We start from the raw sequence: 25,191 nt of genomic DNA, 5'->3' as shown, positions 1-25,191 counted from the left end.
GGTCAAAAAGGGGTTCGTTAAAGAAACATCACGCGTGAATGTTAACGTCTAAAATAATATTCATCGTAAATTCACCTTTAAAGGATTTGACCCATGTTTGCGCAACCTGACACCTTGGCAGCCAACACCTACACCCCTGACGCGGCGCATGCCCTGGGTCAGATCGCGGTCAAGCTGCCGGGCGCTACCGCCGTTTTCCGACGCTTGAAACTTGATTTTTGTTGTGGCGGCCAGATCAGTCTGAGCCAGGCCGCCGCCGCCAAGGGGTTGGACGCTCAGGCGGTACTGGCCCAACTGCAGGCCTTGCGGCGCGACGCCAGTCAACCCGTGGCATCAGACCCACCGGCGCTGATCGATCACATCCTGACCCGATACCACGCCGTGCACCGTGACCAGTTGCCAGAGCTGATCCGCATGGCTGATCGGGTGGAAGCGGTGCACCGCAATCACCCGCTGGTGCCGACTGGCCTGGCCGATCTGCTGGAAACCATGGAGCAGGAACTGTTGGCCCACATGGAGAAGGAAGAGACCATTCTTTTCCCCATGCTGCTGGACGGCGGCAACCCGTTCGTGGGCGACCCCATCGACATGATGCGGGCCGAACATCTGGACCACGGCGCCCTGCTGGACCAGTTGGCGGCGCTCACCCACGATGCCACCGCGCCTGAGGACGCATGCACCACCTGGCGGGCGCTGTACGGCGGCGTCAACCAGCTCACCAACGACTTGATGAACCACATCCATCTGGAGAACAACCTGTTGTTTGCGCAGTTTGACGCCCCCGCCAACGGGCAGCCAGAACGGTCGTTGTGAAGAAGCCATCCGCCGCCCGGGTCATCCCGATCCGGCTGGTGCCAGGGGGCGCCGGACCTGACGACGTGTTGTCGCTGTACCAGGAACAGGTCAAGCTCTACCCGCGCGCGGTGGCGGGCTGGTACGCGCGCTGGCGCTGGGTGATGGTGTGGGTCACGCAAATCGTTTTTTATGGCCTGCCCTGGGTGAACTGGAACGAGCGCCAGGCGGTGTTGTTTGACCTGGCGGGTGGCCGGTTTTTCATCTTTGGCCTGGTCTTGCAACCGCAGGACCTGATTTATCTGGCTGCGCTGCTGGTGCTGGCCGCCCTGACGCTGTTTTTCTTCACTGCTGTGGCCGGGCGGCTCTGGTGCGGTTACGCCTGCCCACAAACGGTGTACACCGAGATCTTTCTCTGGCTGGAGCGCCTGAGCGAGGGTGACCGGCTGGCCCGTATGCGGCTGGACGCCAGCGCCTGGGGCGCTGAAAAAGTCGCCCGCAAAACCAGCAAACAGGTCTTGTGGATCGGGCTGAGTCTGGTCACGGGTTTGAGTTTTGTCGGCTATTTCACGCCGATCCGGGAGCTGCTCGGCGACCTGGCGACTTGGTCCTTGTCACCCTGGGAGGGCTTCTGGGTGCTGTTTTACGCGTCAGCCACCTATGGCAACGCCGGTTACCTGCGCGAACAGTTTTGCAAACACATGTGTCCGTACGCCCGGATCCAAAGCGCCCTGACCGACATGGATTCGATGGTCATCGCCTACGACACCGAGCGCGGTGAAGCACGCGGATCACGCTCGCGCAGCGCCGACCCGAAGGCGCTGGGGCTGGGCGACTGCATTGACTGCACGTTGTGTGTGCAGGTCTGCCCCACCGGCATCGACATCCGCGACGGGCTGCAAAACGAGTGTATTGCCTGCGCCGCCTGCATCGACGTCTGTGATGAAGTCATGACCAAGATGGATTACCCCAAGGGGTTGATCCGGTATTCATCGGGCAAGGGCATGACGGAGAAACTGACCCAGCGCCAGATGCTCAAGCGCGTCTGGCGGCCACGGGTCTGGGTCTACGGCTTGCTGCTGCTGGTAGGCAGCGGCCTTTTCATCGGCGGCTTGTCGATGCGCCAAGGTTTCTCGGTGGACGTGATCAAGGACCGCGGGGTGATGGCGCGCGAAGTGGGCAACGGCGATGTGGAGAACGTCTACCGCCTGCAAATCATGAACAACACCGAGCAGGCCCACAGCTACACCACCAGCGTGCACGGTCTGCCGGGCTTGACCCTGGTCACCGACGCCACCCTGAGCGTACCGCCCACCGGCATCGGCTCCTTGACCGTGCGCCTGAGTTTGCCCGCTGGCGCAGCGCAAGGGCTTCGCGGCCAGGCCCACCCGATCCGTTTTAAAGTGCAGACCCAGACGGCCGAGCAGCCGCAGGTCATCGATGAGAAGTCCACGTTCCTGGTCCCGCGCTAGCAGTACGCACACTGAACCCACACCCTGTCATGGCAAAAATATTCCCTATCCACCCGGCCAACCCGCACCGCATCTGCTGGGGCTGTGATCAATACTGCAGCGTGGACGCCATGGGGTGTTCCAACGAACGCTCACCGCACCCGTCAGAACTTTTCGGCGACGACTGGCAGGCCTGGGGCCAGCGGGAACTGGACCGACTGGCGCAGGCGGACGCGCAGCCTGTCGTCTCCGAAAACACGGTGGCCGAGATACCGAAGCCAGGGTCCATCCGCTGAGGTGCTGGCGCCTGGTGTGGGCCATGTGGGGTTGGGCAGGGGGCCTCAGACGCGCAAGCTTTGCGACATCGGCCCCCTACCCAACCCCACACGGCCTGCGCGCGGCGGGTGATTTCACACATTTGAGGACTCCGGTTATTGAACGCTGGCGTACCTGGGCGCCAATACCCCACCCGCTGCCACCCAAGACTGGCGAGCGTCCTTCGTCCGTCCGCCCGCGGCCGTGACGTAGAGGCCGAGCTGATCAGCCACCTATCGGCTGATCTATCCAGCAAAACTGCACGCACCCGCCAAAGAAGTTGATGGCCACGGCCCCAGCCCGTCTTCGAAGCCACCCATTTGATCCAGCGCAAACCAAGCTAAAACAGTTGAACCGGTAGTTCTTCAGAACTAGGCCAGGCTCAGCGACCTAGTTCCAATGCGCGGCGCCACCTGTTCTACAGAGGGATACCGCACAGACGCTGCCAAACCTAAAGTCCTGACCAAAGAAAAGGAATCTTTGTCATGACCAAAAAAGGGCAAGCCCTCTCGGTATTGATCGTCAGCACCCTCGCCTTCACCGTGTGTTTCATGGTGTGGATGATGTTTGCGGTGATTGGCATCCCGATCAAGAAAACGCTGGACCTCAATTCCACCCAGTTCGGCCTGTTGATGGCCACCCCGGTGCTGACCGGCTCGCTGGTCCGGGTCCCGCTGGGCATCTGGACCGACAAGTTTGGCGGGCGCATCGTGATGACGCTGCTGATGGCCTCGACAGTACCGGCGATCTGGCTGATGTCTTACGCCACCGAATACTGGCAATACCTGACGATTGGCTTGTTTGTCGGCCTGGCCGGTGGTTCGTTCTCGGTCGGCACCCCTTACGTGGCGCGCTGGTTCCCCAAGAAGCAGCAGGGTTTTGCCATGGGCATTTACGGTGCTGGCAACTCGGGCGCCGCGGTCAACAAATTTCTGGCGCCAGCGCTGGTGGTGGGTTTTGGCTGGACCATGGTGCCGCAGGTGTACGCGGCCATCATGCTGGGCACGGTGATCCTGTTCTGGTTTTTCAGCCACAGTGACCCGGCCCACCTGGTGCCCAGCCATGTCACCTTCAAGGACCAGCTCAAGACCCTCAAAGACCCCAAGGTCATCAAATACTGCCAGTACTACAGCATTGTGTTTGGCGGTTATGTGGCCTTGTCGCTGTGGATGGTGCAGTACTACGTGGGTGAGTTCGGGCTGGACATCCGCACCGCGGCGCTGCTGGCGGCCTGCTTCTCGCTGCCCGGCGGTGTGCTGCGGGCGGTTGGCGGCTGGTTGTCAGACAAATATGGCGCCCACGCCATCACCTGGTGGGTGTTGTGGGTCAGCTGGGTGTGCCTGTTTTTGCTGAGCTACCCACAAACCGATTTCACCATCGCCACGGTGGACGGCCCGAAAACCTTCCACCTCGGCCTGAACGTGTACGTGTTCACGATCCTGATGTTCACCCTGGGCATTGCCTTTGCGTTTGGCAAGGCCAGCGTTTTCAAGTACATCAGCGACGACTACACCCACAACATCGGCACCATCAGCGGCATGGTCGGCCTGGCCGGAGGTCTGGGCGGATTTGTGCTGCCCATCCTGTTTGGCGCGCTGATGGACCTCACCGGCATCCGGTCCAGCGCTTTCATGCTGATGTACGGCGTGGTCTGGGTGTCGCTGATCTGGATGTACTGGACCGAAGTGCGCACGGGTGATTACCTGGGTCACCCGTCCAAGCGCCTGCAATCGCACACATGAACTCCCCTTCGCTTTGAAAGTCTGACATGAACTCCCCCAAAACCTCTTCCGCCGACCTCACCGACTGGCGCCCCGAAGACCCGGCGTTCTGGGAGAGCACCGGCAAAAAAATCGCCTACCGTAACCTGTGGATCTCGATTCCGTGCCTGCTCTGCGGTTTCGCCATCTGGGGCATGTGGGGCATCATCACGGTGCAGATGCTCAACCTGGGCTTTCCGTTCACCCAGGCTGAGCTGTTCTCGCTCACCGCCATTGCCGGTCTGGCGGGCGCCACCATGCGCATCCCCGCCTCGTTCCTGATCCGGGTGGCTGGTGGCCGCAACACCATCTTTTTGACCACCGCCATGCTGCTGGCCCCGGCGATTGGCACCGGCATCGTGCTGCAGCACCCGGACTGGCCGCTGTGGACCTTCCAGCTGATGGCTTTGTGGTCAGGCGTGGGCGGCGGCAACTTTGCCAGCTCGATGTCCAACATCAGCACCTTTTTCCCCAAGCGCCTGCAAGGCACGGCGCTGGGCCTGAACGCCGGTCTGGGCAATTTTGGCGTGACCACCATGCAGATCGTGATCCCGCTGGTGATGACCATGGGCCTGTTTGGCAGCTTCGGCGGTGAGCCCACCGCCCTGATCAAGGACAGCGGCTGGATCTTCGGCAAGATTGTGGCCGGCACCCCCACCTGGATCCAGAACGCCGGTTTCGCCTGGCTGCTGTCGCTGGTCCCGCTGTCGGCCATCGCCTGGTTCGGCATGAACAACCTGACCACCGTGTCGCCCAACATCGGCAGCACGATCGGCGCCTTCTTGAAGATCATCTGGATCTACACCCTGTCCTTCATACCCGCAGGTCTGGGCCTGTACCTGTACCTGCCCGCCCCTACCGGCCTGGGCCTGCTGAACATGTGGGTGGCGATGCCGCTGATCATTTTCAGCACGCTGATGGTGATGAAGTTCACCGCTTTTGGCACCATGAAGGACAACATCAGCAAGCAGTTTGCCATCTTCGGCAACAAACACACCTGGTCGCTGACCGTGCTCTACATCGTCACCTTCGGCTCGTTCATCGGCTTTTCGATGGCGCTGCCGCTGTCCATCACGGTGATCTTCGGCATCAGCCACGTGCCTGACGCCGAAGGGGTGATGCAGCACACGCTGAAAAACCCGAACGCGGTGTCCGCATTGACCTACGCGTGGATCGGGCCCTTTGTTGGTGCGCTGACGCGGCCCATTGGTGGCTGGATTTCGGACAAGCTGGGCGGTTCCATCGTGACCCAGGTGATTTCGGCCGTGATGGTGGTGGCCTCGGGTGCGGTGGGTTACGTGATGATGCAGGCCTACGCCTCAGCCACGCCTGAGCAGTATTTCTCAACGTTTATGTGGCTGTTCGTGCTGTTGTTTGCCGCCACCGGCATCGGCAATGGCTCAACCTTTCGCACCATCGGCGTGATTTTTGACCGCCAGCAGGCCGGGCCGGTGCTGGGCTGGACCTCGGCGGTGGCTGCATATGGCGCCTTCATCGCCCCGGTGGTGATTGGCGCGCAGATCAAGGCCGGCACGCCGGAGATTGCCATGTACGGGTTTGCCGTCTTCTATGCGCTGTGCCTGGTGCTGAACTGGTGGTTTTACCTGCGCGCTGGCTCAGAGATCAAGAACCCCTGATATCGCTGCTGAATCATGTTGTCCATTGTTGATATGTGCTTTTTTGCCGTTGATCTTTGCTCGCCTGAGCGCAGCTTTGGCGCGGTTCATCGGGTCTCCGGCGCGGGGAAGTCAGGTTCGTTGGAACTCAGGCCGACGCGGCACTCAGCTCCGCGGCTGTCCCCCGGCCTGCGGCCTCCTCCTTTATGCCGCTGCGCCGAGCGCCACGCCGACCTGAGTCGGCCAGCGTTAGGGCACGCACAGGTTGCGAAGACATGGGAGCCGAATGCATTGGGGATGAAAGCCATGGGTACAAATGCCTTGGGTTCTCAATCGTTACGCACCACCACCGCTGGCAGCCGAGGGCAATGGGGTGAATGGTGCAGCGTGGACTTGGGGTTTTGCCAAATAAAGGAGGAGGCCGAAGGCCGGGGGACATTCGCGGAAGCATTTACCCCGTTGCCCTCGGCCTCCACAGATGCCCGCGCACCAAACAACCCACACCAACTTGCGCAACCAAGAAATAACCCTTTTGAACCCGCCATGAACGCCAAAACCCATTTCAACTGGAGCACCCAATGAGCCATTTTCTGGACCGACTCACTTACTTCTCACAACCCAAAGAAGCTTTCGCAGGTGACCACGGTGTCACCACCGGCGAAGACCGCACCTGGGAAGACGCCTACCGCGACCGCTGGGCCCACGACAAGATTGTGCGCAGCACCCACGGCGTGAACTGCACGGGTTCTTGCTCCTGGAAAATTTACGTCAAGGGCGGCATCGTCACGTGGGAAACCCAGCAAACCGACTACCCCCGCACCCGCTGGGACATGCCCAACCACGAACCGCGTGGCTGCGCCCGGGGTGCCAGCTACAGCTGGTATCTGTACAGCGCCAACCGCGTCAAATACCCGATGGTGCGTGGCCGCCTGCTCAAACTTTGGCGCGAAGCGCGTCAAACCATGGACCCGGTGGACGCCTGGGCCTCCATCGCCCAGTCGGATGACAAGCGCAAGAGTTACCAAACCCTGCGCGGCATGGGCGGTTTTGTGCGCGCAGGCTGGGACGAGGCCAACGAGATGGTGGCAGCCGCCAACGTCTACACCATCAAACAATACGGGCCGGACCGCATCATCGGCTTCTCGCCGATTCCCGCCATGTCGATGGTGTCCTACGCTGCCGGCAGCCGCTACCTGGGCCTGATTGGCGGCGTGCCGATCAGCTTCTACGACTGGTATTGCGACCTGCCTCCGGCCAGCCCGCAAATCTGGGGCGAACAGACCGACGTGCCCGAGTCGGCTGACTGGTACAACTCCAGCTACATCATCGCCTGGGGTTCCAACGTGCCGCAGACGCGTACGCCTGACGCCCACTTCTTCACCGAGGTACGTTACAAGGGCACCAAGACCGTGGCCGTGACACCAGATTATTCTGAAGTCGCCAAACTCTCCGACATCTGGATGAAACCCAAACAGGGTACCGACGCCGCTGTGGCCATGGCCATGGGCCACGTGATCCTGAAAGAGTTTTACTTCCCCGACGGTGGCAAGCCGCGCAGCGCCTACTTTGACAACTACGTGCGCAGGTATACCGACATGCCGATGCTGGTGATGCTCAAAGAGCAAACCCTGCCAGACGGCCAAACCGTGATGGTGCCGGACCGGTATGTGCGCGCCTCTGACTTCAATGGCAAGCTCGGCGCCGCCAACAACCCTGACTGGAAAACCGTGGCGCTGGACATGAGCGGCAAAGTGGTGCTGCCCAACGGTGCCATCGGTTTCCGCTGGGGCGCCGACGGACGGGCCGATGAAGGCCAGTGGAATCTGGAAGCCAAGGAAGCGCGCCACGGCACCGATGTGACCCTGAAACTGACCGTGCTCGAAGGTGAACAGGCCAGCAGCGAAACCGCCAAGGTCGGTTTCCCCTACTTCGGTGGCATCGTCAGTGAACACTTCCCCAACAACGCCACGGGTGACGCCGCCAACAACGTGTTGGTGCGCACGGTCCCTGTGCAACGCATTTCGCTCGGCAAGGCGGGCGAAGAACGCAGCGCCCTGGTCGCCACCGTGTTTGACCTGCAGGTCGCCAACTACGGCGTGGCACGCGGTCTGCCCGGTGAAATGGCGGCCAAAGACTTCAACGACGACACACCCTACACCCCGGCCTGGCAGGAACGCATCACTGGCACCCCGCGTGAACAGCTCATCACCGTGGCGCGCCAGTTTGCCGAAAACGCCGACAAAACGCATGGCAAATCGATGGTGATCATTGGCGCGGCCATGAACCACTGGTACCACGCCGACATGAACTACCGCGGTGTCATCAACATGCTGATGATGTGTGGCTGCATCGGCCAGAGCGGCGGCGGCTGGGCGCACTATGTGGGCCAGGAAAAACTGCGCCCGCAGACCGGCTGGACGGCGCTGGCCTTTGCCCTGGACTGGATCCGCCCGCCCCGGCAGATGAACGGCACCAGCTTTTTCTACGCCCACACCGACCAGTGGCGTTACGAGACGGTGGGGGTCGATGAAATCCTCTCGCCGCTGGCCGACAAGTCCAAATTTGGCGGCAGCATGATCGACTACAACGTGCGCGCCGAGCGCATGGGCTGGTTGCCCAGCGCACCACAGCTCAAAGTCAACCCGCTGCAACTGGTGCGCGACGCCACTGCCGCCAAGATGGAGCCGAAAGACTACCTGGTCAAGGGCCTGAAAGACGGCAGTTTGACGATGAGTTGTGAAGACCCGGACCACCCGGCCAACTGGCCGCGCAACCTGTTTGTCTGGCGCTCCAACATCCTGGGCTCCAGCGGCAAGGGGCATGAATACTTCCTGAAGCACCTGCTGGGCACCACCCACGGCGTGCAGGGCAAGGACCTGGGCGCCCAGCAAGCCAAACCGAAAGAAGTGGTCTGGCACGACAAGGCCCCCGAAGGCAAGCTCGACCTGGTCGTGACACTCGACTTCCGCATGAGCACCACCTGTCTGTACTCGGACATCGTGTTGCCCACGGCCACCTGGTACGAGAAGAACGACATGAACACCAGCGACATGCACCCGTTCATCCACCCGCTGTCCACCGCGGTCGACCCGGCCTGGCAATCCCGCAGCGATTGGGAGATCTACAAAGGTTTCGCCAAGAAGTTCAGCGAACTGTGTGTGGGCCATCTGGGTGTGGAGCGCGACATGGTGCTCACCCCCATCATGCATGACACCCCGGCCGAAATGGCCCAGCCGTTTGGTGTGCAGGAGTGGAAAACCGGCGAGATCGACCTGATCCCCGGCAAAACTGCCCCGAGCATGACCGTGGTGGAACGCGACTACCCCAATGTCTACAAACGTTTCACGGCGGTCGGCCCGCTGATGAACAAGGTCGGCAACGGCGGCAAGGGCATCGCCTGGAACACGCAGATCGAGGTCAAACAGCTCGGTGAACTCAACGGTCTGGTGACCGAGCCGGGTGTGACCTGCGGCATGCCCAAGATCGAGAGCGACATTGACGCCTGCGAAGTCATCCTGCAATTTGCGCCCGAGACCAACGGCCATGTGGCAGTCAAAGCCTGGGAGGCCCTGGGCAAACAGACCGGGCTGGACCATACCCACCTGGCGATCCACCGCGAAGACGAAAAAATCCGCTTCCGCGACATCCAGGCGCAGCCGCGCAAGATCATCAGCAGCCCCACCTGGAGCGGCATCGAGAGTGAAACCGTGTCGTACAACGCCGGCTACACCAACGTGCACGAGATGATCCCATGGCGCACCCTGACCGGTCGTCAGCAGTTCTACATGGACCACCCGTGGATGACGGCGTTTGGTGAGGGCTTCAGCAGCTACCGCCCGCCGGTGGACCTGAAAACCACGCACGGCATCCAGAACGTGAAGCCCAACGGCAACACCGAGATTGCGCTGAACTTCATCACGCCGCACCAGAAGTGGGGCATCCACAGCACCTACAGCGACAACCTGCACATGCTGACCCTGAGCCGCGGCGGCCCGATTGTCTGGATCAGCGAAGACGACGCCAAAAGCGCCGGCATTGTGGACAACGACTGGATTGAGCTGTTCAACCTCAACGGCGCGCTCACCGCCCGTGCGGTGGTCAGCCAGCGTGTGCGCAATGGCATGTGTTTGATGTACCACGCGCAGGAAAAACTGGTGAACATGCCGGGCTCCGAAATCACGGGTGGCCGCGGTGGCATCCACAACTCGGTGACGCGGATTGTGCTCAAACCGACCCACATGATCGGCGGCTATGCCCAGTTCAGCTACGGCTTCAACTACTACGGAACCATCGGCACCAACCGTGATGAATTTGTGGTGCTGCGCAAGATGGCCAAGGTGGACTGGCTGGATGACGAAGGCTCATCGACCGATTCAACCGCAACCCACGCTTAGTTACTTGACTTAGCGCCTTGATCACGAAAGGTCAAATATGGCTCAACAACATGCGGCGACCGGGCAAGTGATTGCGGCAGGACCTTTGGGTTCTCAGCTGTCTGCCGCTCAGTCTCTTACTTTGGTCATGGACAGTGATTTGCAAATCTCACGTCTGGTTCTAGCACAAGGACATTACCTCAAACCCCACAGGGTGCGACAGCGTCTGGTCATCCAATGTCTCGAAGGGCAACTGGTCTTTGAAACCATGGGCCGCGTGCTCACACTGACCCCAGGTGATCTTTGTCACATCGCACCCGAAGAGGAACACGCTGTGCGGGCACTCACAAATGCTTCGGCGCTGTTGACCTTATTCGGCACACATACGGATCCATCCGACAATTCTGGAGATATTGCATGAAAATACGCGCCCAAATCGGCATGGTGCTCAACCTGGACAAGTGCATTGGTTGCCACACCTGTTCCGTCACCTGCAAAAACGTCTGGACCAGCCGCCCCGGCATGGAATACGCCTGGTTCAACAACGTCGAGACCAAACCCGGCATCGGCTACCCCAAGGAATGGGAAAACCAGTACAAATGGAACGGCGGCTGGATCCGCAAGGCCGACGGCAAGATCGAGCCGCGCCAGGGTGCCAAGTGGAAGCTGCTGATGCGCATCTTCGCCAACCCGAATTTGCCCGAGATCGACGACTACTACGAACCCTTCACCTTTGACTACGCGCACCTGCAGTCGGCGCCGGAGTCCAAGGCCGTGCCTACCGCGCGCCCGCGCAGCCTGATCACCGGCCAGCGCATGGAAAAAATCGAGTGGGGTCCGAACTGGGAAGAAATCCTCGGCGGCGAGTTCTCCAAGCGCAGCAAGGACAAAAACTTTGACGACATCCAGAAGGACATCTACGGCCAGTTCGAGAACACCTTCATGATGTATCTGCCGCGCCTGTGCGAGCACTGCCTGAACCCGGCGTGTGTCGCATCGTGCCCGTCAGGCAGCATCTACAAGCGCGAGGAAGACGGCATTGTGCTGATCGACCAGGACAAATGCCGCGGCTGGCGCATGTGCATCAGCGGCTGCCCGTACAAGAAGATTTACTACAACTGGAAGAGTGGCAAGGCCGAAAAGTGCATCTTCTGCTACCCACGCATTGAAGCGGGCCAGCCCACCGTGTGTTCCGAGACCTGCGTCGGCCGCATCCGCTATTTGGGTGTGTTGCTGTATGACGCCGACCGCATTCAGGAAGCCGCCAGCGTGGAGCATGACCGCGACCTGTACCAAGCCCAACTCGACATCTTCCTGGACCCCAACGACCCCAAGGTCATTGAGCAGGCCCGCCTGGACGGCATTCCCGACAAATGGATGGAAGCCGCCCGCAACAGCCCGGTTTACAAGATGGCGGTGGACTGGAAGGTGGCCCTGCCGCTGCACCCCGAATACCGCACGCTGCCGATGGTCTGGTATGTGCCGCCGCTCTCGCCGATCAGTGCCGCCGCCAATGCCGGCCACATCGGCAGCAACGGGGTGATTCCTGACGTCAAGCAATTGCGCATTCCGGTCAAGTACCTGGCCAACCTGCTGACGGCCGGTGACACCGCGCCGGTGGAGCGCGCCCTGGAGCGCATGCTGGCCATGCGCGCCTACCAGCGTGAGAAACATGTCGACGGCCGCATCAACACCGCGGCCCTCGACCAGGTGGGTATGACCCAGGCTGAAGTCGAACACATGTACCACGTGATGGCGATCGCCAATTACGAAGACCGCTTCGTCATCCCCAGCACACACCGCGAATACGCCGAAAACACCTTTGACGTGCGTGGCGGTTGCGGCTTCTCGTTTGGCAACGGCTGCTCGGATGGCGCCAGCGAAACCAGTCTGTTTGGCGGCACCAAGCGCCGCACCATCCCAATCCAGGCAGAGGTCTAGAAATGGCTCCCCCCCGTTGCTTGCTCACTGCGTGTAGCCGCATACCCCCTCAAGGGGGCAACGCCAGTGGCCCGGCGAAGCCGGTTCCACGGCATTTCTGGGTTGGCGCGTCACCAGCGCTCGCTATCAGTCCATTTTCAGAGAAGGCTTTTGTATGAATAAGTCATCCTCCATCACCCTGCGCGTGCTGGCACGCCTGCTGTCGTATCCCAACGCCGCCCTCAAAAGCGACCTGGCAGACATGCAAAGCGCCCTGCATGCCGAACAAGCCCTGGCCAAAGACCGCCTGGCCGAGATCGACGCCCTCATCAGCCACCTGGCACACGCTGACCCGCTGGACATCGAGAGCGACTTTGTCGAGTTGTTTGACCGCGGCCATGCCACCTCGCTGCACCTGTTCGAGCATGTGCATGGCGACTCGCGTGACCGGGGCCCGGCCATGGTCGACCTGACCCAGACTTATGAAAAAGCCGGGCTGTTTCTGGCGCCAGACGAGCTGCCCGACTACCTGCCGGTGGTGCTGGAATTTGTGTCGACCCAGCCGCCCAAGGAGGCCAAAGCCTTTCTGGCGGAAATGGCGCACATCTTCAACGCCATTTTCAGCGCCCTGCAAGACCGCAAAACCGCTTACGCCAGCGTGCTGGGCGCCTTGATTGAACTCAGTGGCGAGAAGGCCCAAGCCGTCAAGGTGGCGGCAGACGAGGCGCTGGATGCCACTTGGGAAGAGCCCGAGGTGTTTGGCGGCTGCTCGGTCAAGGGCCAAGGCAAACCCGACCAGCCCCAACCCATCCACTTTGTCAAAACCAATGCAGGCCAGGCCCGCGCCGCTGCATCCGCTGGAGCATCACTATGAACTACCTTGATCACCTGTTGTTTGGTCTGTTCCCCTACGTCGCCCTGGTGGTGTTTCTGGCGGGCAGCCTGTTGCGGTTTGACCGCGACCAGTACACCTGGAAGAGTGATTCATCGCAGATGCTGCGCGCCGGGCAGCTGCGCTGGGGCAGCAACCTGTTTCACATCGGCGTGTTGTTCCTGTTCTTTGGCCACCTGTTTGGCATGCTGACGCCGCACTTTGTGTATGAGAGCTTCATCAGCGCCGGTGACAAACAGCTCATGGCCATGATCAGTGGCGGGCTGGCCGGTGTGCTGGGCTTCATCGGCGTCAGCCTCCTGCTGCACCGGCGCCTGTCTGACCCGCGCATTCGCATCAACTCCAAAACCAGCGACATCGTGCTGCTGGTGTTGTTGTGGGTGCAACTGGCGCTGGGTCTGGCCACCGTGCCTCTGTCGGGCCAGCATCTGGACGGCAGCATGATGATGCAGCTGGCGGGCTGGGCCCAGGCCATCGTCACCTTCCAGCCCGGCGCGGCGGCCATGTTGGCTGACGTCGGCTGGGTCTTCAAGACGCACATGTTGCTCGGCATGGCCATCTTTTTCATCTTCCCGTTCACCCGGTTGGTCCACGTCTGGAGCGGTTTTGGTGCGGTGGCCTATCTGGTGCGACCCTACCAGGTGGTGCGCTCGCGCCGCCTGAATGTGCCCGCCGGGCAAAACCAGCCGCGCCAGCCTGGCGCCGGCGTTTAAGGAGCAAAACATGACCACACTGACCCTTGAACACCCGCTGGCCCGCGCGAACGGCGTGGCTCTCCACGCTGTTGGTGCCACCTTGACCGCTGATGAACTGAACCAGCGGGCCTACTCCGAGCTGCTGCGCCAGACCGCCATTCAAAAAGGACTGCTGGCCATCAGCGACACCCCGAATCTGGACGGCGTGCCCAGCGAAGCCGCATCAAGCGCCATCGAAGCACTGCTGGAACAGGAACTGGTGATCCCGGAGCCGTCCGAGGAAGCCTGCCGCCGCCATCACGCCGCGCATCAGGCCACCTACACCACGGGCGAAAAACTGCGGGTGCGGCACATCCTGTTTGCCGTCACACCGGGTGTGGACCTCAACGCCCTGCGCAAACAGGCCGAGGCCACCCTGCTCAACGTGCGCTGTTTTGACAGCAAAAGCCTTGAGGACGCCTTTGCCAAGGCGGCCAGCACCCTGTCCAACTGCCCCAGCGGCGCCGAAGGTGGCCAACTGGGCTGGCTGGGTAGCGCCGACTGCGCGCCGGAATTTGCCAAGGAGCTGTTTGGCAACAAGGAAATCGGCGTGTTGCCCCGCCTGGTGCACAGCCGTTTTGGCTTGCATGTGGTCGAGGTGCAGGCGCGTGAACCGGGCCTGGCCCAGAGTTTCGAGTCGGTGCAGGGCGCTGTCGCGATGGCGCTCAAGCAGCAAACCTTTGTGACGGCGCTGCGGCAATACCTGAGCCTGCTGGTGGCCGGTGCCGAGCTTGAAGGTCTGGACCTGGACCGGGCCGAGACGCCTTTGGTGCAGTGACCCCCCTGACTTTCAACCGCCTGATGCCCCAGCCCCGCCGGACGATCCAGCCGACATCCTTCACCCGGAACCCAGCCGATGAACATTTCCAACTTTGACGACCTGCTTGCCGCCGCCCGCCAGCAACGCCAGACACAGCGCCTGCTGCTGGTGTTTGCTGCCGCAGAACTGCCAGACGATGCCACGGCCCAACAGCGTCTGGATTATGAGCAGGGCGTGGGCGGTACCCTCGTACCCGCCATGTGTGTCGACAAAGGCGCCCACGAGATCGAGAACTTTGCGGCCATGAAGCAAGAGTCCACCCAGTTTGCGATGCCATGGCAAGTCCTGTTTGCCAGCAGCCTCTCGGGCATTGGCCCGCAAGCCCCGCCCGACGCGCAGGTCAACGCCGCTTTGCAGCGCATGGTGGATGCCATCAAGCAGGGCGCCTTTGCCAACATGGTGGCTTTTGACGAGCTGGGCGAAGCCATTTCTCTTGCCTGACGCGCATCCACCACCAAGGTGGGCGCACAAGCAAAAAAAAGGCCGGCAGCCCTTGCGAACTGCCAGCCTTACCCCTCCTCGGGCTCTTCTTGGGTAACCTGTGCTTAGTGGAACTGCTCTTCTTCGGTGGAACCGGTCAGCGCCTTGACGCTGGAAGAACCGCCTTGTATGACGGTGGTCACGTCGTCAAAGTAACCGGCGCCCACTTCCTGCTGGTGCGACACAAAGGTGTAACCCTTGTCACGCGCCGCAAATTCCTGCTCTTGCACCATTTCGGTGTAGTGCTTCATGCCTTCGCCGCGAGCGTAAGCGTGCGCGAACTGGAAGGTGTTGAACCAGTTGATATGGATACCAGCCAGCGTGATGAACTGGTACTTGTAGCCCAACGCGGCCAGGTCTTCCTGGAAGGACGCGATCTGGCTGTCGTTGAGGTTTTTCTTCCAGTTGAACGACGGCGAGCAGTTGTAAGACAGCAGCTTGCCGGGGCAGGCAGCTTGCACGGCTTGGGCGAATTCACGGGCAAAACCGATGTCTGGCACGCCGGTTTCGCACCACACCAGGTCGGCGTAGGGGGCGTAGGCGATGCCGCGGCTGATGGCTTGCTCCAGACCGTTCTTGACGCGGTAGAAGCCTTCAGGCGTGCGCTCGCCAGTCAGGAAAGGCTTGTCGTTGGCATCGTGGTCAGAAGTGATCAGGTTGGCGGCTTCGGCATCGGTACGGGCCAGCACGATAGTGGACACACCCATGACGTCAGCCGCAAAGCGGGCCGCGATCAGCTTTTCGCAAGCTTCTTGCGTGGGCACCAGCACCTTGCCACCCATGTGGCCGCATTTCTTGACGGCAGCCAGTTGGTCTTCGAAGTGCACGCCAGCAGCGCCGGAGGCAATCATGTTCTTCATCAGCTCAAACGCGTTGAGCACGCCGCCGAAACCGGCTTCCGCATCGGCCACGATCGGCAAGAAGTAGTCGATGAACTCAGGTGAACCCGGCTCGATGCCACGGCTCCACTGGATTTCGTCGGCGCGCTTGAAGGTGTTGTTGATACGGCGCACCATGGTCGGCACCGAGTCGTAGGCATACAGTGACTGGTCGGGGTACATGGTCTCGGACGTGTTGCCGTCGGCGGCAACTTGCCAGCCAGACAGGTACACGGCTTCCAGGCCGGCCTTGGCTTGCTGCATGGCTTGGCCAGCGGTGATGGCGCCGAACGCGTTCACGTAGCCTTTTTTGGCACCGCCGTTGACCTTGGCCCACAGCTTTTCAGCACCGCTCTTGGCCAGCGTGTATTCAGGCTGCAGGCTGCCACGCAGGCGCACCACGTCAGCCGCGCTGTAACCGCGCTTGACACCCTTCCAGCGTGGGTTGGTGGCCCAGTCTTTCTCGAGGGCGGCGATTTGCTCTTGGCGGCTCAAAGGCGCGGTGGTCTGTGACATGAAAACACTCCTGGGTTGGTTGAAACTGGCCCGACCGGCAAAGTTTTTGCGTTGGTGGGATGCATCCATTCTAAGTCTTCTATAAGAGTTAAACCAATCTTATGTCTTATATAAGACATTTATTTAACCCAACAAAATCAACGACTTATTTTCATTTTTTGTGATGCGAAACGTTATTTTTCACTTTAAGAAAAAAATCAACATGCCGAGCCCGTTGAAATATCACGATATGAAATCATATTTACCATATTGCAAAATTTCAGAACGCCTGCGCGTAGCGCTGCAGCTCCCAGGCGCTCACGCTCATGGCATAGGCCTGCCACTCCTGGGTTTTGAGCGAGATGAACTGCTGACAGAAGGCGTCGCCAACCGTCTGCGTCAGCGTCGTATCACACGCCAGCGCCTGAACGGCCGCGCCCAGATCAGCGGGCAGGCGCTGCGGCATGGGCGCGCCTGCGGCAAAACGTTCGTACAAATCTTCGTCACAGGCCGCTGGGGAAGACAGACCCTGGTCCAAGCCGTCCAGCCCGGCGGCCAACGTGGCGGCGATGGCGGCGTAGACGTTGCACGACGGGTCGGGCAAGCGCCACTCCAGCCGCCCGGCCACCGCGCGAACCAGGCAGGTGCGGTTGTTGTCGCCAAAGGCCTTCCACACCGGTGACCAGGTCGTGCCCGAGGCGCTGTGGCTCACCGCCAGGCGTTTGTAGCTGTTCACAGTGGGCGCGCAGATGGCGCTCAAGGCATCTGCGTGTTGCAGCAGCCCGGCCACAAAACTGTAGCCAGGGGCGCTGAGTTGCAACGGGTCACGGGTGTCGGTGAACACCGCCCGGCCTTGGGCGTCGGTGATGCTCAGGTGAAAGTGCAGCCCGCTGCCCGGTGCGCCAGCAAATGGCTTGGGCATGCAGCTGAACACCGCGCCGTGTTGCTGGCAAATAGCGTGCGCCGTCAGCTTGAACAGCATGTAACGGTCAGCAGCGGCGAGCGCGTCATCAAACTTGTAATTGATCTCGTACTGGCCGCAGGCGTCTTCATGGTCGATCTGCTGCAGCTCAAAACCCAGTTCGGTCAGCGCGACACGCATGTCGTCCAGAAAAGCGCGGTTGCGGTGGATGGCTTTGAGGTCGTAGGAGGGTTTGTCCAGGTCGTCCTGCGCATCAAAGGGCAGCCATTGGCCGTCAGGCGACTTTTTCAGCACAAAGAACTCGGGCTCAATGCCGACCCACAACGTCCAACCGCGCTCTTTGAGCCGCTCGACCTGGCGTTTGAGCAGCTGGCGTGAATCGGTCGCCAGTGGCTGGCCACCGGCGAAGCCATCACACACGGCATGGGCCACACCGGGCATGAACGGCAACGGGCGCAGACTCTCGGGCAGGACACGGCCGTAGTACTCGCTGCGCGCACCAAAGCGCCCCAAACCCGTGCCCCAGATGCTGGGTCCGGCAAATCCGGCACCGCTCTCGACCCACTCGCGCAAGTTGCCCAGCGGCACCAGTTTGCCTTTGGCCACGCCGTGGATGTCGCAGAACTGAGTCAGGATGGAATGGATACCGCGCCCTTTCAGGTCCGCGATGAGGCTCTCGTAGTTGTTCATTTTTTGGCTTCCAACCCTTATTTAGCTTTGACTGATAGCTATGCCTTGCGTAGCGCCCTGAGCATTATCCGACACGGCACCCAGCCAAAGTGTTACACGCTGTCGGCCTTGTGTGCTGTCGTGCCTTCGCGCTGCAACCAGGTCACCAGGGCGGCTGTCACGGCGTCGGGCTGCTCCAGCGTGCTCATGTGGCCACAACGCGGCACCACATGGAGCACCGCATCAGCCACCTTGCGGGCGATGGCGGCATGCTGCTCGGGCGGGCTCCACAGGTCCTGCTCGCCGGTGAGCAGCAAGGTCGGGCAGCGGATGATGGGCAGTACCGGTGCCGCATCGGGCCGCGCCAGAAGCGCCTGCGTCTGCGCGGCCAACTGGTCCGCGTTGCTGCGCACCAGCATGTCGATGATGGCCACAAACAACGGTGTTCCGCGCACGGTCGGGTGCACCATGTTGGCCAGCCACTGCTGGGCCATGGTGCGCATCCCTTGCTCACGCGCCAGGGCGACCAGGCCCAGTCGTCCGGCTTTCTCCGTGGCACCGGGCGTGCCCACAGCCAGCGGGTGGATACCGGTGTCCAACAGCGCGAGGTGGCTGACCCGATCAGGTGCGATGCGCATCACCTCCAACGCCACCCGGCCCCCCATGGAATGACCAGCCACGGCAAAACGCTCGGCGGGCGCGGTGGCCAACACATGGCGCGCCATGTCGGCCAGCGAATCGCGCAAGCCGTAGTCCACCACCACGCAGGTCCGCGTGGCCGACAAGGCCTGGACCTGCGGTGCCCAAACAACGGCGTCACACATCAGACCGGGGCAAAGCATCAAAACGGACGGCATGGTCAAGTCTCCAGTCAAAAGAGGGTTGGGCAAGATGCGCGCGCCAGCGTCGCGGCACTGCGGCAAACCCCCAGGTCAGTGTCAAGATCGGGATCGGTGTCAAACACGCTGCCACGGCGAGCGTCTTTCAGATTCCATCCAGCCCGCTGAGGCACGTTTTGTGCCACACCGATCATCGCCGCCAGACCGACCATGCCAGTTGACCACACAAGGCCGTCGGTTGAGCGTGACACGCGCTTGACCTGACGCACGGCGGTGTCACCGTAAGGTCAGGTCAGGTCAGGACATGTCGTGTCGTGTCAAGGGGAAATAGGAACAGGGCCGAGCGCCAACCTATGCCACCCGCGCAATCGACGCTGGTTTGAAGCCCAGATCGGCCAGCTTGCCCTTGCGCGCACGCGCGGCCCGGGCGTTGTTGAGACTGCGGATTTCCAGGGTTTCGTCACGCACTTTGCCACCGCGGCCAATGCCGTCGATGCGCACACTGCGGTTGTAGGCGCAGGCACCAGCCAGCGTGTCTTTGTCTTCCAGGTCGATCAACATCAGACCACGCCCGCCATTGGCCATGGTTTTGAGTTCACTGAGCTCAAACGTCAAAATCCGCCCGCCGGTCGACGCACAGGCCACATGGGTGGCGGCTGGCCACGGCGCCGAGCCCGCATCACAGGCCACCACCGAAGGCGCGCACAACACCTCGCCCTCGTTGACCGTGACAAAGGCCTTGCCCGCCTTGAACTTGCTGACCATGTTCTCCACCGAGGCCAGGAAACCATACGCGGCGGAGCTAGAGAGCAGCAGCGTGGCGCTCACCGGCCCGGCAAAGTAATACAGCAGCTGGGTGCCTGCTTCCAATTCGATCAGGCTGGTGATCGGCTGACCGTCACCACGGCCACCCGGCAACAGCGACACTGGCACTGAATAGACACGGCCGTTGCTGCCAAAAGCCAGCAAGGTGTCGATGGTGCGGCATTCAAAGGTTCCGTACAACGCGTCACCAGCCTTGAAGGTGTATTCCGGCTGAGTTGCACTGGTAGTTGCCGTGCCGGCACCCGCCGCACGCTCTTTGGCCCAGCCCTTTTGGGCGCGCACCCAGCCTTTTTGGCTGACCACCACCGTCACCGGTTCGTCCACCACCTTGACTTCCAGCACGACTTTTTTCTCCGCCTGGATCAGGGTGCGGCGCGGGTCGGCAAAGGTTTTGGCATCGGCCTCAATTTCCTTGACCATCAGGCGGCGCAACACGGCGGGGTTGCCCAGCAGTTCTTCGAGCTTTTGCTGCTCACCACGCAGACCAGCCAACTCCTGCTCAATCTTGATCGCTTCCAGCCGGGCCAATTGGCGCAAGCGGATTTCGAGGATGTCTTCGGCTTGGCGTTCAGACAATCTAAAACGCTCAATCAACGCAGCCTTGGGCTCGTCCGCCTGGCGGATGATGGCGATCACCTCGTCAATGTTGAGCAGCACCAGCGCCCTGCCCTCCAGGATGTGAATGCGATCGAGCACCTTGTTCAAACGGTGTTGCGAACGCCGCTCAATGGTGGTCTGGCGGAACGCAATCCACTCGGTGAACATCTGGCGCAGCGACTTTTGGGTCGGTCGGCCGTCCAGGCCAATCATGGTCAGGTTGATCGGGCTGCTGGTTTCCAGGCTGGTGTGCGCCAGCAAGGTGTTGATCAACTCTTGCTGGCCGATGCGGCTGGTTTTGGGCTCACACACCAGGCGCACGGCGGCGTCTTTGCTGGACTCGTCACGCACGCCGTCAAGCACCGACAGCAGCGTGGCCTTGAGCTGGTTTTGCTCCAGCGTGAGCGCTTTTTTGCCGGCCTTGACCTTGGGGTTGCTCAGGTCCTCAATCTCTTCGAGCACACGCTGGGTGCTGACACCGGGCGGCAACTCAGTGACCACCAGCTGCCACTGGCCACGCGCCAGGTCCTCGATCTTCCAGCGCGCACGGCATTTGAGCGAGCCCCGGCCTGTGCGATACGCCTCGGCAATTTCACCCGCGCTGCTGATGATCTGGCCTCCGCCTGGGTAATCCGGCCCGGGCACCAGGGAGAACAACTCGTCGTCAGTCAGCTCGGGGTTCTTGATCAGCGCCACACAAGCTTGTGCCACTTCACCCAGGTTGTGGCTCGGGATTTCGGTGGCCAAACCGACCGCAATACCGCTGGCGCCGTTGAGCAGCGCAAACGGCAGGCGGGCGGGCAGCTGGCGAGGCTCTTCGGTGGATCCGTCGTAATTCGGTGTGAAGTCGACCGTGCCTTCGTCGATTTCGTCGAGCAGCAGGCTGGTGATTTTGGCCAGGCGCGCTTCGGTGTAACGCATGGCAGCGGCACCGTCGCCGTCACGGCTGCCAAAGTTGCCCTGGCCGTCGATCAGCGGGTAACGCTGGGAAAAGTCTTGCGCCATACGCACCAGCGCGTCATAAGCCGCGCTGTCGCCGTGCGGGTGGTAACGGCCCAGCACATCACCCACCACGCGGGCGCACTTGACCGGCTTGGCTCCGACATTGCCATTGGCGCCACCAAACCCTAAGCCCATGCGCGACATGGCGTACAAGATGCGGCGCTGCACCGGCTTCTGGCCGTCACAGACGTCGGGCAAGGCGCGGCCCTTGACCACACTGAGCGCGTACTCCAGGTAAGCACGCTGGGCGTAACTGGCCAGGCTGGGGGTCTCGTCCGCATCAGGTTGGCTGGGCTGCGGTGGGTCAATCAAAATGATGTCGGTCATGGGGAAACTCTTGTGATCTGCTCTGACTGTTGTAGCTGTTAGCCCTTGACTTGTAAGGGCTGAAGGCAAAAATGACTAAATATCCAGGTCCACCGAATCGCCGTGCAACTCCATCAGGTCGCGCCGGGCACCGGCTTCACCCTTGCCCATGAGCTTGGTCATCAGCTCGGCGGTCTGTGTGGTGTCTAAACCGCCCAGCCCCACCTGCAGCAGGCGGCGGGTGTCGGGGTTCAGGGTGGTGTCCCACAGCTGTTCGGCATTCATCTCGCCCAGGCCTTTGAAGCGGCTGATGGTCCAGGCGCCTTCGCGCACGCCTTCCTTGCGCAACTTGTCCAGGATCACAGTCAGTTCACCGTCATCCAGCGCATAGGCCTTGGACGCCGGCTTCTTGCCACGCGCTGGCGCATCCACCCGGAACAGCGGTGGACGGGCGACATAGATGTGGCCAGCGTCGACTAACTTGGGAAAGTGTTTGAAAAACAGCGTGAGCAGCAGCACCTGGATGTGTGAACCGTCCACGTCCGCATCACTCAGGATACAAATCTTGCCGTAACGCAGACCGCTCAAGTCCGGTGCATCGTTGGCGCCGTGCGGGTCCACACCAATCGCCACCGCGATGTCGTGGATTTCGTTGTTGGCAAACAGCCGGTCGCGCTCAACCTCCCAGGTGTTGAGCACCTTGCCGCGCAAGGGCAGCACCGCCTGGCTTTCCTTGTTGCGGCCCATCTTGGCGCTGCCACCGGCCGAGTCACCTTCAACCAGGAACATCTCGTTCTCAAGAATATCTCGGCTTTCGCAGTCGGTCAGTTTGCCGGGCAACACCGCCACGCCTGAGCCTTTGCGTTTTTCAACCTTCTGGCTTGCCTTCTGGCGGCTTTGGGCGGCCTTGATCGCGAGTTCGGCCAGCTTCTTGCCGTGTTCCACGTTCTGGTTGAGCCATAACTCCAGCGCCGGGCGCACAAAACTCGACACCAGCCGCACCGCGTCGCGCGAGTTGAGGCGCTCCTTGATCTGACCCTGGAACTGCGGGTCCAGCACCTTGGTCGAGAGCACATAACTGGCGCGCGCAAACACATCGTCAGGCAACAGCTTGACGCCCTTGGGCAGCAGCGAATGCAACTCGACAAAACTCTTGACCGCGGTGAACAAGCCATCACGCAGGCCGGACTCGTGGGTGCCACCGGCCGTGGTCGGGATCAGATTCACATAACTCTCACGCACCGGCTGACCGTCTTCGGTGAAGGCCACACACCAGGCCGCACCTTCACCGTCGGCAAAACTGTCGTTCTGCGCGTCGGCAAAACCGGCGCCTTCAAACAGCGGGATCACCGGCTCGGCCGTCAGGGTCTGGGTCACATAGTCACGCAGGCCACCTTTGAACAGCCAGGTCTGGGTTTCCTTGGTTTTTTCTTGCGTCAGGCTCACCGTGACACCAGGCATCAACACCGCCTTGCTGCGCAGCAGATGCTCCAGGTGCGCCATTGGCAAGCTCATCGATTCAAAATACTTGGCATCGGGCCAGACCCGCACCAAGGTGCCGCTGCGCCGCTCGCCGTCACCAGCTGGTCGCACATTCAAAGGCTCGATCACATCACCGCCCGAGAACACCAACCGTGCCACCTGGCTCTCGCGGTAGGTGGTGGCCTCCAGTCGGCTGCTCAAGGCATTGGTCACGCTGACACCCACACCGTGTAGCCCGCCCGAGAAGCTGTAGGCACCGCCGCTGCCCTTGTCGAACTTGCCGCCAGCGTGCAACTGGGTGAACACCAGCTCAATCACCGGTGCGTTTTCTGTTGGGTGCAGACCAAACGGGATGCCACGGCCATCGTCCTCAATGCTGACCGAGCCGTCGGCAAACACCGTGACCTTGATTTTTTTGCCATGCCCGGCCAGCGCTTCGTCGGCCGCGTTGTCCAGCACTTCCTGGATGATGTGCAAGGGGTTGTCGGTGCGGGTGTACATGCCCGGACGCTGTTTGACGGGCTCGAGCCCCTTCAAAACGCGGATCGAACCTTCAGAGTATTCAGAGTTGGGTTTGGTAGCCATAGCCTACGATTCTAATCTTGGCATGCCAAACAACTGGATGCATCCACAGCTCCTGACGTGAGCGCTCTTGGCTGTCGTGTTGTCTGGCGCTTTCGCCCCGGACTTGAAGTGACTTCCCCAGGCCACGACCCGAGACGGGTCTCACACTTCAGGGGCGATGAAAAACGACGAGACCCGGACGCGGAAATTCGTCGGTCATTTCGGTATATTCGACCGATGCCTTACACCACCCGCCAACTCTCCACCCAGCAAATCCTGATCTGCGGCGCCGCCATCGTGACCGTGTCCATGGGCATCCGGCACGGCTTTGGCTTGTGGCTGCAACCCATCACGCAAGACCAGAACTGGGGCCGGGAAACCTTTGCGCTGGCGCTGGCGCTGCAAAACCTGGTGTGGGGGTTGGCCGGTATTTTTGCCGGCATGCTGGCCGACCGGTTTGGCGCCTTTCGGGTGATTGTGGCCGGGGCGGTCTTTTACGCGCTGGGGCTGGTGGGCATGGCCTATGCCACCTCGCCGGTGATGTTTGCGCTCACGACCGGGGTGCTGATCGGGCTGGCGCAGGCGGGCACCACTTACGCCATCGTGTATGGCGTGATCGGGCGCAACGTGCATGCCAGCAAACGCTCCTGGGCCATGGGCATTGCCGCTGCGGCCGGGTCGTTTGGCCAGTTTTTGATGGTGCCCACCGAAGGTTTTCTGATCGACCGGTTCGGCTGGCAAGAGGCGCTGGTGGTGCTGGCGGGCGCCTCATTGCTGATGATTCCGCTGGCCTGGTGGCTGCGCGAGCCGGACTTTCGGGGTGGTGCCGGGCATTTTCGTGAGCAGTCGATTTTGCAGGCGCTGCGCGAAGCACTGCACTACCGCAGCTTCCAGCTGCTGATGGCAGGCTACTTTGTCTGCGGGTTCCAGGTGGTGTTTATCGGCGTGCATATGCCCAGCTACCTGAAAGACCACGGCCTGTCGCCGCAGGTGGCGAGTTATTCGCTGGCGCTGATCGGGCTGTTCAATGTGTTTGGCACCTATGCATCAGGCGTATTGGGGCAGCGGATGCAGAAGAAACACATCCTGGCGTTCATTTATTTCACCCGCGCCATCGTCATCAGCGTGTTTTTGCTGGTGCCTTTGACACCGATGAGTGTGTATGTGTTTTCCGCCGTGATGGGCTTGTTGTGGCTGTCCACCGTGCCGCCTACCAACGCGGCGGTGGCGCAGATTTTTGGTGTGGCGCATTTGTCGATGCTGGGCGGGTTTGTGTTTTTCAGCCACCAGATCGGCTCGTTTCTGGGGGTCTGGCTCGGCGGTGTGTTGTATGACAGCACGGGCAGTTATGACATCGTCTGGTACATCGCCATTGCGCTGGGTGTGGTGGCGGCGCTGCTGAACCTGCCGATCAAAGAGGCAGCCATCGTGCGTGCGCCCGCGCCACAAGCCGCCTGAC

18 protein-coding genes are annotated in these 25,191 nt (G+C 61.3%); 13 read left to right on the top strand and 5 right to left on the bottom strand.

Annotation, left to right across the window (positions count from 1 at the left end; translation table 11 throughout):
• Positions 1-93 precede the first annotated feature (93 nt).
• The 12 genes from ytfE to LHU53_RS17525 all read left to right on the top strand — a co-directional run bounded on the left by ytfE (position 94) and on the right by LHU53_RS17525 (position 15,114).
• On the top strand, positions 94-813 hold the full coding sequence (ytfE, locus tag LHU53_RS17575; RefSeq protein ID WP_227334089.1) for an iron-sulfur cluster repair protein YtfE: 720 nt from the start codon (positions 94-96) through the stop codon (positions 811-813).
• The gene (gene ccoG, locus LHU53_RS17570) at positions 810-2,264 is read left to right on the top strand and encodes a cytochrome c oxidase accessory protein CcoG (RefSeq protein ID WP_227334088.1); all 1,455 of its coding nucleotides are present in this window, start codon (positions 810-812) and stop codon (positions 2,262-2,264) included. Before ytfE ends, ccoG begins: the two co-directional genes overlap by 4 nt.
• A 29-nt stretch (positions 2,265-2,293) precedes the next feature.
• A complete protein-coding gene (locus LHU53_RS17565) occupies positions 2,294-2,539 on the top strand; it encodes a DUF3079 domain-containing protein (RefSeq protein ID WP_227334087.1) in 246 nt (81 codons plus the stop codon).
• Positions 2,540-3,043: 504 nt separating this feature from the next.
• On the top strand, positions 3,044-4,300 hold the full coding sequence (locus tag LHU53_RS19770; protein WP_255632081.1) for a nitrate/nitrite transporter: 1,257 nt from the start codon (positions 3,044-3,046) through the stop codon (positions 4,298-4,300).
• 26 nt (positions 4,301-4,326) lie between these two features.
• Positions 4,327-5,955, top strand: coding sequence for an MFS transporter (locus LHU53_RS19765; protein ID WP_255632080.1), 1,629 nt, complete (start codon positions 4,327-4,329; stop codon positions 5,953-5,955).
• Positions 5,956-6,512: 557 nt separating this feature from the next.
• Positions 6,513-10,328: a nitrate reductase subunit alpha gene (locus tag LHU53_RS17555; protein ID WP_227334086.1), complete on the top strand. Its 3,816-nt coding sequence runs from the start codon at positions 6,513-6,515 to the stop codon at positions 10,326-10,328.
• A gap of 37 nt (positions 10,329-10,365) precedes the next feature.
• Positions 10,366-10,728 (top strand): cupin domain-containing protein, encoded by a 363-nt coding sequence (locus LHU53_RS17550; protein ID WP_227334085.1) that lies wholly within the window; start codon positions 10,366-10,368, stop codon positions 10,726-10,728.
• A complete protein-coding gene (narH, locus tag LHU53_RS17545) occupies positions 10,725-12,248 on the top strand; it encodes a nitrate reductase subunit beta (RefSeq protein ID WP_227334084.1) in 1,524 nt (507 codons plus the stop codon). Before LHU53_RS17550 ends, narH begins: the two co-directional genes overlap by 4 nt.
• Before the next feature lie 154 nt (positions 12,249-12,402).
• A complete protein-coding gene (narJ, locus tag LHU53_RS17540) occupies positions 12,403-13,101 on the top strand; it encodes a nitrate reductase molybdenum cofactor assembly chaperone (RefSeq protein WP_227334083.1) in 699 nt (232 codons plus the stop codon).
• On the top strand, positions 13,098-13,832 hold the full coding sequence (gene narI, locus LHU53_RS17535) for a respiratory nitrate reductase subunit gamma (protein WP_227334082.1): 735 nt from the start codon (positions 13,098-13,100) through the stop codon (positions 13,830-13,832). The genes narJ and narI overlap by 4 nt, the downstream gene beginning before the upstream one ends.
• 10 nt (positions 13,833-13,842) lie before the next feature.
• Positions 13,843-14,631, top strand: a complete 789-nt coding sequence (locus LHU53_RS17530) for a peptidylprolyl isomerase (RefSeq protein ID WP_227334081.1) — start codon at positions 13,843-13,845, stop codon at positions 14,629-14,631.
• 78 nt (positions 14,632-14,709) lie between these two features.
• Complete coding sequence (locus LHU53_RS17525; protein ID WP_227334080.1) at positions 14,710-15,114, top strand: ribonucleotide reductase subunit alpha; 405 nt, start codon at positions 14,710-14,712, stop codon at positions 15,112-15,114.
• 104 nt (positions 15,115-15,218) lie between these two features.
• Here LHU53_RS17525 and aceA read toward each other — a convergent pair whose 3' ends face one another.
• The 5 genes from aceA to LHU53_RS17500 form a co-directional block, all read right to left on the bottom strand.
• A complete protein-coding gene (gene aceA / locus LHU53_RS17520; protein ID WP_227334079.1) occupies positions 15,219-16,547 on the bottom strand; it encodes an isocitrate lyase in 1,329 nt (442 codons plus the stop codon).
• 259 nt (positions 16,548-16,806) lie between these two features.
• Entirely contained in the window at positions 16,807-18,138 is a 1,332-nt protein-coding gene (gene glnT / locus LHU53_RS17515; RefSeq protein ID WP_227334078.1) for a type III glutamate--ammonia ligase, read from the bottom strand.
• Between the two features lie 92 nt (positions 18,139-18,230).
• The gene (locus tag LHU53_RS17510; protein ID WP_227334077.1) at positions 18,231-18,974 is read right to left on the bottom strand and encodes an alpha/beta fold hydrolase; all 744 of its coding nucleotides are present in this window, start codon (positions 18,972-18,974) and stop codon (positions 18,231-18,233) included.
• Between the two features lie 333 nt (positions 18,975-19,307).
• A complete protein-coding gene (parC, locus tag LHU53_RS17505; protein ID WP_227334076.1) occupies positions 19,308-21,707 on the bottom strand; it encodes a DNA topoisomerase IV subunit A in 2,400 nt (799 codons plus the stop codon).
• A 75-nt stretch (positions 21,708-21,782) separates the two neighbouring features.
• Positions 21,783-23,753, bottom strand: coding sequence for a DNA topoisomerase IV subunit B (locus LHU53_RS17500; RefSeq protein ID WP_227334075.1), 1,971 nt, complete (start codon positions 23,751-23,753; stop codon positions 21,783-21,785).
• A 216-nt stretch (positions 23,754-23,969) separates the two neighbouring features.
• Between LHU53_RS17500 and LHU53_RS17495 the strand changes: the two genes are divergently transcribed.
• Positions 23,970-25,190, top strand: a complete 1,221-nt coding sequence (locus LHU53_RS17495; protein WP_227334074.1) for an MFS transporter — start codon at positions 23,970-23,972, stop codon at positions 25,188-25,190.
• Position 25,191: the final 1 nt, after the last annotated feature.

It is taken from the genome of Rhodoferax sp. U2-2l, assembly GCF_020594515.1.
GTDB lineage: Bacteria > Pseudomonadota > Gammaproteobacteria > Burkholderiales > Burkholderiaceae_C > Rhodoferax.
This window is presented reverse-complemented; position numbering and strand designations above follow the sequence as displayed.